An 11,140-nucleotide genomic window follows, 5' to 3' on the forward strand; every position below is an offset into this window, starting at 1 on the left:
GTAAACCCTTTGTTGCCTATCTCTTGCATCCAAGCATTCACAACTTTGTTACACGTCTTATACCGCGACGATCACGCCCTGCAAGAGGATGGCGGAGCCTCCTCGGATCACTGAGCCCCGTAGTTGGGGCACCGTCTTCAATTGGCAAATGGATAGGTCCCTCCATAGATCCGAACCCCTTGCCGTAGCTTGCCCGCCACTTATACTGCAGTTATATTTTTCGAGACTGAGTTCGAAGGAGGCTCTCGATGACGTCGCTTAAGAAGCGTGGCTACCGATTTGACTTGCGGCGGCTATGTTTGGCGACCCTAGTTCTCGGATCGGTTTTCCTTACCGCGGGAATCGTCATCCGAGACAGCCTCACGCTGGGGTACGCGATGATGATCCCGGTCTATGCCTTCCTTTCGGCTGTGCTCGAGGGTTCGCGCGTCGACAAAGGCAGGGCTTGGGACATCCGAGCTTGGGGAGAGACGATCGTCGCCGTAAGCGGTGCCGCCGGTGTGGGATATCTCGGATATCAGCTCTGGCTCCTCGGCTATTGAAGGGCTTGGCATGCGGATCGTCGTTCGCAACAGTCCAGTGCATCCACTTGCCGGCCTGTCCGACCGAGAGGCAACCGCGTTGCGCGCCTGGTATGGCAATGCTGCATCCAAAGAAGATGAGGCGATTGCGCTTTCGGTCATCAAACGCGCCAAAGTGATGGACGGCTGGATTGAATGCGATTGCATCGCCGCTGGCTTGCAGCCATTGCTCGCGCCGATCCAACAGGAGCGTACATTTACGCTACGACGGCTGACCGCGAAGGAGGCGGATCCCCACCGGCATGAAGAGCGTCCAAACCATGCGCAGACGTGCCCGTTCCATGTAGACAAGGACGCTGCTCCGCCTCTGTTCGAGCGTCGCTATGAGATTCGCCCGCTGCCAAAATCCGAGCGCAGCTATATCGACGCCCTTCCGGCCATTCCCAACCGTCTTGCTGATATCTCGGACGATGATCTCACCCGATCGAGGGAACGAAACGACCGTCCTTCCAGACTTGCGAGCATCCTGTGGCTGATGCTGGACAAGGCAGGCACGAATGTTATCCCTGCGCTGCAGGACAATCCCGAACTTGCACTAGGAGGTCAGCTCTCAGGGATACGTTCCGCCGCGCGGGAGCTCAGGGTGCTGCGGACCTGGACGCTCAACGCGCTGATGTCGACATGGGCCGCGGATTACTGGGATCCAGATAGTCGTTGGCAGCGATTGCTCTGGACCTCTCGTCCCGACTGGCCGGAGAGCCTTCGGCGAACCGGCTTTATGTTGCTGTTTGTCAAAACCGTGTCGGCGCAGGCGATCATGCCGGCATCGTCCTCGAGAAAGATCGATGTGCTCGGTAAAGTCCGCCAGCCATTGCGTGGCGATCCCGCACTCAGAGGTCCGTTCCTGACCTTGCTGAACGTCGATTTTCAGGAGGATGACGAAGGGCCGGCGCGGGCGGTCCAGGCCTATGCCCAGCCGGTCTACAATGGCGACACGCTTTTCCCCGTGGAATCGGGATTCGAAAGAGACGTTTCGCATTTGCTGTTCTGGCTGCAGCAAGCTCTCTTCGACGCCGCGCCGGATCTTCGCATCAAGATCACCAAGCCGCTATTCGCATTGGAAACTCCGATTGGACTGTGCAGACCGGACTTCATATTGGAGGCGTCGTATCGACGATCCCGGCCGGTGAACCTCATCGTCGAAGCCTTTGGGATGGAGACCGACCAATATCGGGAAGCCAAGGAAAGGACGCTGCCTCGCATGAAGCATCTCGGGCCGATCTTTGGCATTTTCCCCAAGGACCTCATAGAAGCGCAGGCCGCAGACACCGCCAGGCGGCTACAAGACTGGGTGATCGATCAAGTTCGTCAGGCCAGAAACAATATCTCGCCAACTTCCGATGACGACATCCTGACCTGAACATCAATTGTGGTCGCCATTTTCCGCAGCGTCTGATTTGCCTTCACCGGACAGCGCTTAGCTCGACTCTCGCCGCATTGAGGAGCGCCTGTTGGATGATCACCAGCACCTTGGGTGGGCAAGTTCCGAACATGCTCCAGACGAGGTCGTCAGCCAGTTCTGTGATCGTGGGCGTCAGCCTCGCCGGCGCCGACTTGTCGATCGCATCCTCACCATCGCCCTCCAGGTCAACTTCGGCTTCGATCGTTTGACTTTCCATTTGGCGCTCCTTCACCATCAGCCAAACGCCGGCGTCAGCCTTGGCGGCAGCGACAATTCGTTTGAGATGACCATTTTTTGAAATATCGCCGTGTAAGAAATGTCGGATCTCACCCATGTATTGTTCTCCCTGGCAGATGGGGACGCAGTGTTGCGTCGTTGCGGGCTACGTCGCATCTACTCAGCAAGCGCCTCGGTCCCAGATTGCTCCCGATCCTCGCCCAGCGGATCCCGCACCAAGCTAGCGAACTGGCGCAGGTAGGCTCTCGAGCTGTCCTCCGTGAGCCGATCCGACAGGCTCTCTAACAAGAGCTCGACATCCGCGTTGAGCTCGACCGGCTCAAGTGCATTCTCTTCGACCTGCTGGAAGATCACCTCGTTCAACGCGGTAAGATCTGCCCCGAATACTTCTCTGACCTCCTGCCGCTGAAGAACAGACGCAGCAGGCCGAGGGCCGCTTTGATCCAACGGACCATTGGCCTGTTTGGCTTGAAGGCTCCGATGTGCCGGTGAGCCCGAATAGACATTACGGCTGAGCTTCTCCTGATCGATATCGAGACCGATGTCACTCTCGCGAGCGGCTCCAGGCGTTTTGGGTATGCCGCGCTTTCGTTGCCCGCTCGCCGAATCCCCCTTTTGCTTGTCTTCCGACTGCTTCTTCTTTTCCGCCTGTACCTCCTCCTCCGCCACACCGGCCTCGCGCGTCTCGTCGAGATCCAGGCGATGACGCAGCTCGTCGAGCGAGGAAATGTAGACGTGGCGGACACCATCCTTGACGACGAAGCGCACGTCGTCGATGTCAGTGCCTGTCAAGGCCGGGGCCGCCGCGGACTTGCTGTCGTCGATCGTCCATTCAACCGGCTCAATGCAAGGACTTTTCGCCGGCTTGAACTTCCGCACCTTCGAAAACATCCGCTCGCCGCCAGAATCGAGCTTCATGATGCGCATCAGCGGCATGCCGGTGACCTGCAGGATCGCCTCTTCCGGCTTCATCATCATCAGCGTGTTGACGGGAAGGAGATCGACCGAGACCGGCACCTTCGAGATCGATCGCTGTCTTCGGCCGTGGCGATGGGAATAGGACGATTGCTCCACCCACTCCGTCGTTTTGCCAGCAGCCATCGAGACAGCGGTCGCATCTTCCTGGTTCTGGAAATTCATGAACAGCTTGATCGTCGAAGCCCCCATCAGGATCTTTTGGCCGGAGCGCTGGTACAGCCGCTCCAATTGGGCGCCGTCCTGGAGGATGAAGACGAAGCGCACGCCATTCTTGCGGATTAGCGGGGCAAGCGTCAGGACCGTGTCGATACGACCGCCATTGCCGAACTCGTCGAGCATCATCAGCACTTCGTGCTCACCGTTGCGCAAGGGACCCATTTGCACGAGCTTGTCGGCCATCTGCTGGATGAACATCGAGATCAGTCGCTCATAGATCTGCATGGCGTTCCAGTCAGCCTGGATGTAGATGACGAGCTTACGCTTTCTGACGGTGTCGATCGGGATCGTGGTGATCGAGGTCAGCGCTTCCACCAGCGGGTTCTGCAGAAAGTTGAGCTTGGCCACGATCTCAGCCGCAATCCCCTCCCCGAGCTTTTCATGCCGGCCGGCGAATTTGGTCAGCTGCATACGGGTCTGGTCGGAGAGAACCGGCTCGTAATTTTCCAATAACTGGATGATCGCCTTGCGCTCGTCCGACATCGAGTTGAGGATGCGATAGAGCTCGCTGAGCGACTTGCGGGTGTCAGGGCATTCGAGCACGAAGCCGAGCAGCGCCGTCAACAGGATCCTGGCGCTTTCCTCCCAGAAGTCGGAGGAATCCGATCGCAGACGTTCCGGCAGAAGCATTTGCGTCAGCTTCTGGAGGTCAGTGATCCGCTGGTTCGGCTCGTCACTGATCAGGTCGAGGGGATTGTAGCCGTCGGTGAACTTCGAGCCGGGCGCCAGCAGGAAAATCTCGTAGCCTTTGTCTTTCAGGTAGCCGGAGGTTTCCTCGAATAGCTCGCCGCTCATGTCGAGGACGACCTGCGATCCCTGGAAGCTCATCATCGTCGGAATGACGAAGCCGCGCGACTTGCCCTGCCCCGGCGAACCGATCACCATCACATGCTGGTCGCCGTCATTGCGCAAAAGCAAACCCTGTTTCAGTCCGAGAACGATGCCGTGCTTGTCGCGCAGCCGAAAATCGGCTGCGTCCTTCAAGGTGGCGAGGCGTGCCTTTCCCATGATCATCCGCTGGCGTTTCTGAATTGCCGCGCCGATCGGAAATCCGACGATGGCACCGGCGGCAGCGAGACCTGCGAGCGCGGCGAGCACCGTCTGCCGGGAGGGTTTTTGATAGGCGCCGGCTGCATCGATTGCGCCGAAAGGCGCCTGATACATCGCGGCCAGATGATTGCCATAGTAGCTGGCAATCTCGGCATGCTCGCCGGCCTTGGTGGCAACCATATAGAAGGCCACGCCGTAGACGATGACACCGGAATAGGCGGCGGTGAAGATGAGAGCCGTATGAGCAATCAGACTGAACATCGATCGGACATGCAGGAGATAGAGGATCTTGCGCGATAGCGCCCTGCCACCTTTCAGCATCCAGAGGCAAGCCAAGAAAAACAGGAGCGGCGAGGCAAGGACGAATGCCAGCAGCGAAAGCCCAACCGTGTTGCGCACATGGATGATGGACCAGGTATAGTGGATCGCATCGACGAACCGCACCTGTGCGACGTAGTCGAAGTAGGACGAAGATCCGAATGAGGTGATGTAGGCGTCGTAGATCAGCGTGAAGAAGGCGAGCCAGAGGAGAACGACGCCGAGCAGCGCGACCGGCATGGTGAACAACGACGCGCGCTGCAGGCCCGTCCATTTCGGTCGGTCAGTCTCTTTGTGCGTGGATGCGCTTGCCATTTTCGTCCACCTCGTCGGCAAAGTAGATCTCGCTGACGCCGCGGCCGCCAGCGGCATCACTCTTCTTCAACTGGACCACGATCGGGATGATCGAGCGGATGTACCGAACGATATCGTCGCGCTCCATGCGCACATTGCTGTTCAGCACCAAGGTCGACAGCCGGTTGAAGGCGTGGTGCGGTGAGTTTGCATGGATCGTCGACATTGAACCGGGATGCCCGGTATTGATCGCATTGAGGAAGTCGAAGGCCTCGTCGCCGCGCAGCTCGCCCATGAAGATCCGATCCGGTCTGAGACGGAGCGCCGTGGCCAGCAGATCGCCCATCGTCACCCTTGCCTCGCCCTGGCCACCCTTCGAGACCAGCAGCGAGACGACGTTTTCCTGTAGCGGCTCCAGCTCAGCCGTGTCCTGCATGAGGATGAACCGCTCATGGTTCGGAATGGCGGTGAGCATCGTATTCAGAAACGTCGTCTTGCCGGTGGAGGTGCCGCCCGAAATCAGCATGCTGCGGTGATTGATTGCCGCGAGCTCCAGGAAGGCGCGAACCTTGCCGGCCCGCAGCAGCCGCGACAGCTCGATATCGACGTCGTCGATATAGTCGTCTCCCGTCACCTTGGTGAAGCGGAACGCGCCAGCCTTCTCATAGTCGTTCAAATCGAACCGGCGGATGAATTGCTTGCGAATGGAGAAGGCGTGGCCCGTCGCCGAAGTCGGGTTCAGCACGAACTGCACGCGCTCGCCCTTGACGAGCGTCGCCGATAGGAGCGGATGTTCAACGTTGACCGTCTGCTTGGTGAACGAGGCGGCGCGCGATGCCATATGGCGGATTGATTCCTGGTCGAGGCCGTCGACTTGCTGCCTCATCATGCTGAGCTGGCCGATACGCTCGAGCCAGATCTCATTGCTGCGCTGGCAGGAAATCTCAACCACGCCGGGATCGTCGAGAAACGGCCGGATCGGCTCGATGGCCTCAGACAGAAAATGCTGCTCAGCAGAAATCGACGGGCGCGCGTTCATTTGCCAAGCTTCCTTCTGCGCAGTCTCTCAAACTCTTCGCGGACCGGATCCGGATAAAGCCCGGCGAAGTCGAGGTCGCGTGTGACGAAGACATTGATGTCGGAGCCCTGAGGAATGTGGATCGTCGGCCGGATGTTGCGGCTGTCCTGGAAAGCTTCTGACGCCAGCTGCTGGATGCCGGACGCAATCGTCTCAGCAGCAATTTCGCGGGCACGATCCTGTGACGTGCTTCCATTATCCTGAGGAATGCTGGTCACCGTTCCATCCGTATTGACGATCGTGATATTGCGGTCCTGCTTCTGGCCGAGCTGGGCGATGTACTGAGTGGCGCCGCCAATCAGCGTCATCATCGTCGGCGGCCCGAACCGTTCCCAATACTTGCGGTCGACGACACCCGTCATGCCCGAGCGCCCGAGCCGGTCGGTGCCATAAGAGCCGAGCTGCACCGAAACGCCGTCTCCGCGGATCATCCGTGTCCAGACGATCAGGATCCGCTCCTGCCCCCGCTCGACGCCGGATTTATAATCGCCGATCAGTGACGACCCAGCCGGTATGAGGATGCGACGGCCGTCGAACGAATAGACATCGTCGCGCACGATCCCCTTCACCATGCCGGCGAGGTCTGAATTGATCGCCGTCTCCAGCGTGCCGCGGATCATCGTGCCCTGCGGGATCCAGGCGTCCGTGCGGCGGTTCTCGGTTGCGACTGAAACGTCCACGCCCTGGCCACCCATCGCCTTCAAGAAAGCGCGATCACTGTCGACCGCGCCGCCACCGTTTGACGCTGCTGCCGTTTGCGCCCCGGACGGATCACTGGCGCCGAACAGTCCCGCACCCGCGGCACCGGTCGAGGCCCGTGCCGCGCCGTTCCTCTGATCCGATTGATCGAAGACCATGGCGGAAGAGCGAACACGCTCCAGCAGCTTGGCTTGCCGTGCGAGCTCGATGCAGCGGGGATTGTCCGGGTTCTTGCCTCTGGTGCAGTCGACCTCGGCCGGTGGCAAAACGGGAGCAGCCGCCGGAACGACGGGCGCTGGCGGTGGCGGAGGGGGTGGCGGCGGCGCTTCCGGAACGACGACCGTCGGCAAAGGAGGCGGGGCCGGCGTTCTGAACCCTTCGTTCCTGGGTGTCTGGACCGGACGGAACTCCTCGCGCGGCGTCGTGTCGATCGCCGGCTGCTGCTCGCCGCCGGCAAGCAGAAAATAAAGGACGACGCCGACGCCGGCGATGGCCGCGATAACCGCGATCGGCCGCATAAGACCAACGCTGCTCCTCCGGACCGGACCGCCAATGGCGCTGTCGGTGTCGAGCGAATGATAATTTGGATCCGACATGGCGCGCTTTCCTAGTGTTGAGCCTGTTGCGGAGGACCGCCGGCACCGATCCGCTTCGGCGCAACCGCACCTTCGATCGGCGCCGGAATATCGGCGGGAACAGTTCGCAGATTGAACAGGCAGGTCTCGTCCTCGGTGCCATAGCGCAGCGACCACTGCCGCGAGACGGTATCGATGACGATGTAATCGGCCTCGCGGCGGTAGTTCACGAGGCTCTCGCGGCGTTTCCGGTCGACGATGAAGATCGCCGGAATGTCGCCGGTGAATTTCATGAAGGTCTTCAATCCGTCGTCAAACACCCAGAGCGGCTTTGCCGCATCGCTTCCCTTGAAGCCATAGTCGTAGTTGACCTTGTCGCGACGGATGTTCTTGAGGTTCGGATTGTGCGCAGCATCCTGCGCCTGTTTCCAAAGCTCGGCCGTCCCCTTCAGCCCGGCATCTTCGGGATAGGTGAACTGCAGCTTGAAGGTCTGGTTCTGGATCGCCTTGCTGTCGTTGACCCGCAGATCGAAGGAGTAGGTCCGCCTGGTGGTCACGACGGAGAGATTGGTCGAAGCGTCCTTTTCCATTGGCTTCAAGGTCAGGGAACGCCGGTCGGCCGAGGTGAGGATCTGCCAGGAGACAGTGTCGCCGGCAACGACCTGGGTGATCTCTTCGTCCGTGCCGAAGAGGATCGTCGTCACCATCCCGTAGGTGCCGGTCACCAGGAAAACCTGTTCAGCCGAATAGGGTAGCGAGCGCACCCGAGGATCGAGCCTTCCCGGACGTGCAACCAGTTCGGCATGACCGACCGTGGTTCCCAGCAGCAGTAAGAATGAGAGCGCCGCCATCCATTTCATCATTGGGCGGGCCCCGACGGCATGGTTTCCGGAACCCTCGCGTATTCGGTGACGACAAAGCCCAGCGGATTGTACAGACGAACCCGGTTGCTGGCGGGAAGATTGATCTGCCGGTAGCGCACCGTGGCAGACCAACGATTGACGACGTCGCCACCGCGCTGGCGCTCCCGCGTCTCAAATCGGACCGCCATGGTCGAGGCATTGAGAGGATTGACCGAGAGGATTTCCGGCTGGATGTCGCCGGTGGCACCAAGCGTCTTCAGGGGCCCTCGTGGGTTGCTTGGGTTCATCCACGTCTCATACTCCTTGAAGGCCTCGGAGTTCGGTTCCGACCAGAGCGCGATCATGTCGAAATTGTCCGAGAGATAGCGGGGATCATAGGTCTCGCGGCGGATGACGTAATTGCCGACGAATGAGGCGCGAACCGCCTGGATTTCCGAGACGCTCGACCGATCCTTGTCGAGCGTCGTCACGGTTTCCATGTAGCCGGTGTTCTTGTCCACGATCAGGGGCACCACCTCGGTGCGGACAAGCGGGAAGAGCTGCGCCACCGAAAACGACAGTATTCCGGCGATGGCCCAGCCCGCCACGGCGAACACCATCAGGATGAAACCGATTAAGGTCCGAAGCGAGCGGTTCTTTTCGCCCCAGGACAAGTGCCGGTCATAGATTTCCTGCGGGCCGGGAACATGATCGGTCGGAGCAGGTGTTGTCTGTCTTCTGAACAATGCCAAGTGTTACCCTCGAATAACGGTGTCTCGTTCACTCGCTGTTGCGGCGGCGATTGGTCAGCATTCGCCCAAGCGCGCCGACGCCTGCCACACTGCCGCGGCCCGCAAGTGCTGCCGCCGTCACGGCGCCCCTCGGTCCCGCCAGCATGCCAAGGGCGACGGCCGCCGCCTGCCCGGTCCTCGAATTGCTGGATGCAAGTGTTCTGCGCGCGGCGCCGTAACCGGTATTGACACCGCCTCCGCCCGGCACGGCCGATATCGCCGTGCCGTAGGAAAAGGTTCTAGCGAAATCGGGCACCTGAAAAAGGAAATAGGAGATCAGCGCCAGGTAGAGCACCATGGCGAGCACGATCGCCAATGCGTTTTCCTTAGTCGCCATGTCGCCGTTGATCGTGTCCATCATGCCGATTAGAAAACCGAACGACAGGCCGGCCATGATGTAGGTGAAGAGCAGCATGAACATGCCGTAGGCGACGCCCCTCACCCATGCGTCGAAGACAAATCGCGTGATGCCGAAAAAGTAGCAGAGGATCGCAATCGGCCCGATCGCCAGCATGACGGCGGTGATCATCTTGGCAAACAGCGTCACGCCGGTAAGGATGAGCAGCATCGGCAGCAGACCGAACACCAGCACGATGAACACGACCACAGCGCCAGTGACATTGGGCAGCCATCCTGACTCGTAGGAGTTGAAGAGCTGCATGGCGAAGTCGTAGACCTTGCGTGCCATGCTGGCGACTTGCTGGGCGAGATCGGAACCGGCCGACTGGCCGCCCATCGCCGAGGAAATGGCCGAACCGAGATCCTGGGGCGACGAGAGCACGAACTGGCCGATATTATCGTAGAAAGTGGCCCAGGACATGACCAAGGCGTAAGCCAGCGCGATCTTGAAACCCGTCACCGCCATGTCGTGCAGGGAGACAGCAGACAGTCCGAGTGCACCCCAGAGGAAGTAGAGGATCAGGAAGATCGCCAGGATGGCTGAGACAAGATTGCTATTTTCGGCAAACAGGCCCCACGCCCGTTCGAGGGAGGCTTCGTTGATCTTGTCGAAATATCTGAGCGCGTCGCCATAGAAATTGATCGCGTAGCTGACTGGATCCATTTCGCATCCTAATTGACAGGCCGCATCGGGCCGCAATCGTCTTTGACCACTCTCGCCAGCGCCTGTTCCGGCGGCGCTGGTTGCGGGGCACTATCGTAGCCGGGCGCCGGCACGGGGTTTTCGTCGGCCGAGCATTTCGCCAACTGTTCGTATTTGCCGCCGCAGCCACTGAGAGCCGCGCAACAAAATGCCAAGATCAGGGCCAGCCTCACTGCTCCTGCTCCTCGAATGCCTTCAACTGATCGCGAACCGAGGCCCCCTGTTGCTCCAAGCCTCCATCCCGCATGACACTGTCGGGAAGCGGCGCGAAGGTTTTGAGGTTCTGCGATGAAGTGGCGAGCGCCGCCTTGTATTGCTGGTTCAGCAGCATCACTTGGTTGTTGAGGGAGCCAACGGCTTCGTTTGCGGTCTGGTTGCCTTGCAGCACCATCTGGGTGTTCTGTTCGAGCGCACCCTTCAGATCCTGAGCCGTGCCGATCTTCTCGGTCGCCTGCATGAACGAGTTTTGCCGATCCTTCGTTGCGCTGTTCATCGCATCCGTCAGCGCCGTCATCGTCGTCAAGGCATTGACCCCTTGCGAATAGGCCTGGTTGGCGCCTGAGAGCTCCCCGCCCTTGACGGTATCGACCACCATCTTCACCAGGTTGAGGCCGTTAATCAGTTTGGCGGCCGTATTCTGAAACTGACCGCTAATGCCGCCGAACACGGCCTGATTTCCCGACAGGATCGATCCGAAGTCCGGCGCCTGCCCCATGCTGAAGCCATTGCCGGTCGCAAGTTTGGCGAACTGGCTGGCATCCTGACTGCGATCGCCGGTGACCGCCTGCAAGGTCTTCGTCGTGTTGTCCTTGACGACCGAGGTGTCCTGCTGAATCTGCGACGACAGTTTCTTGATGTCCTCGCTGAGCGAAATGTTCTCCGAATCCTTGACGGGAACCTGCGCGTCAGCATGCGAGACGGCGACGATGCCAAGGGCTGCCGCTACGACAAATTTCTTCATGTGCCTAACCTCTCCA

At 59.8% G+C, this 11,140-nt stretch carries 10 protein-coding genes; 2 read left to right on the top strand and 8 right to left on the bottom strand.

Annotation, left to right across the window (positions count from 1 at the left end):
* Window positions 1-248 precede the first annotated feature (248 nt).
* On the top strand, window positions 249-542 hold the full coding sequence (locus FHX14_RS26635) for a hypothetical protein (RefSeq protein ID WP_184379836.1): 294 nt from the start codon (window positions 249-251) through the stop codon (window positions 540-542).
* Between the two features lie 10 nt (window positions 543-552).
* Window positions 553-1,941 carry a hypothetical protein gene (locus FHX14_RS26640; RefSeq protein ID WP_184379838.1) on the top strand — a complete coding sequence of 463 codons (1,389 nt, stop codon included), beginning with the start codon at window positions 553-555 and terminating at the stop codon, window positions 1,939-1,941.
* Between the two features lie 43 nt (window positions 1,942-1,984).
* Here FHX14_RS26640 and FHX14_RS26645 read toward each other — a convergent pair whose 3' ends face one another.
* The 8 genes from FHX14_RS26645 to FHX14_RS26680 form a co-directional block, all read right to left on the bottom strand.
* Window positions 1,985-2,317: a hypothetical protein gene (locus FHX14_RS26645; RefSeq protein ID WP_184379840.1), complete on the bottom strand. Its 333-nt coding sequence runs from the start codon at window positions 2,315-2,317 to the stop codon at window positions 1,985-1,987.
* 59 nt (window positions 2,318-2,376) lie between these two features.
* Entirely contained in the window at window positions 2,377-5,097 is a 2,721-nt protein-coding gene (locus FHX14_RS26650; RefSeq protein WP_184379842.1) for a type IV secretory system conjugative DNA transfer family protein, read from the bottom strand.
* Window positions 5,066-6,115, bottom strand: coding sequence for a P-type DNA transfer ATPase VirB11 (virB11, locus tag FHX14_RS26655; RefSeq protein ID WP_168320241.1), 1,050 nt, complete (start codon window positions 6,113-6,115; stop codon window positions 5,066-5,068). Before virB11 ends, FHX14_RS26650 begins: the two co-directional genes overlap by 32 nt.
* Complete coding sequence (gene virB10, locus FHX14_RS26660; protein WP_184379844.1) at window positions 6,112-7,449, bottom strand: type IV secretion system protein VirB10; 1,338 nt, start codon at window positions 7,447-7,449, stop codon at window positions 6,112-6,114. Before virB10 ends, virB11 begins: the two co-directional genes overlap by 4 nt.
* An 11-nt stretch (window positions 7,450-7,460) precedes the next feature.
* Complete coding sequence (locus tag FHX14_RS26665) at window positions 7,461-8,279, bottom strand: TrbG/VirB9 family P-type conjugative transfer protein (protein WP_246713464.1); 819 nt, start codon at window positions 8,277-8,279, stop codon at window positions 7,461-7,463.
* An 8-nt stretch (window positions 8,280-8,287) separates the two neighbouring features.
* A complete protein-coding gene (locus FHX14_RS26670; protein ID WP_168320273.1) occupies window positions 8,288-9,022 on the bottom strand; it encodes a type IV secretion system protein in 735 nt (244 codons plus the stop codon).
* Window positions 9,023-9,050: 28 nt separating this feature from the next.
* A complete protein-coding gene (locus tag FHX14_RS26675; RefSeq protein ID WP_184379846.1) occupies window positions 9,051-10,124 on the bottom strand; it encodes a type IV secretion system protein in 1,074 nt (357 codons plus the stop codon).
* Between the two features lie 208 nt (window positions 10,125-10,332).
* Window positions 10,333-11,124, bottom strand: a complete 792-nt coding sequence (locus tag FHX14_RS26680; protein ID WP_168320276.1) for a conjugal transfer protein — start codon at window positions 11,122-11,124, stop codon at window positions 10,333-10,335.
* Window positions 11,125-11,140: the final 16 nt, after the last annotated feature.

This window comes from Rhizobium sp. BK619, from assembly GCF_014195245.1.
GTDB lineage: Bacteria > Pseudomonadota > Alphaproteobacteria > Rhizobiales > Rhizobiaceae > Rhizobium > Rhizobium acidisoli.

What these genes read in the sequence shown, in the direction of transcription:
- FHX14_RS26675 (WP_184379846.1), bottom strand. Translation starts at nt 10,124, where the DNA reads ATGGATCCAGTCAGCTACGCGATCAATTTCTATGGCGACGCGCTCAGA.
- virB11 (WP_168320241.1), bottom strand. Translation starts at nt 6,115, where the DNA reads ATGAACGCGCGCCCGTCGATTTCTGCTGAGCAGCATTTTCTGTCTGAG.
- FHX14_RS26665 (WP_246713464.1), bottom strand. Translation starts at nt 8,279, where the DNA reads ATGGCGGCGCTCTCATTCTTACTGCTGCTGGGAACCACGGTCGGTCAT.
- FHX14_RS26635 (WP_184379836.1), top strand. Translation starts at nt 249, where the DNA reads ATGACGTCGCTTAAGAAGCGTGGCTACCGATTTGACTTGCGGCGGCTA.
- virB10 (WP_184379844.1), bottom strand. Translation starts at nt 7,449, where the DNA reads ATGTCGGATCCAAATTATCATTCGCTCGACACCGACAGCGCCATTGGC.
- FHX14_RS26680 (WP_168320276.1), bottom strand. Translation starts at nt 11,124, where the DNA reads ATGAAGAAATTTGTCGTAGCGGCAGCCCTTGGCATCGTCGCCGTCTCG.
- FHX14_RS26645 (WP_184379840.1), bottom strand. Translation starts at nt 2,317, where the DNA reads ATGGGTGAGATCCGACATTTCTTACACGGCGATATTTCAAAAAATGGT.
- FHX14_RS26640 (WP_184379838.1), top strand. Translation starts at nt 553, where the DNA reads ATGCGGATCGTCGTTCGCAACAGTCCAGTGCATCCACTTGCCGGCCTG.
- FHX14_RS26650 (WP_184379842.1), bottom strand. Translation starts at nt 5,097, where the DNA reads ATGGCAAGCGCATCCACGCACAAAGAGACTGACCGACCGAAATGGACG.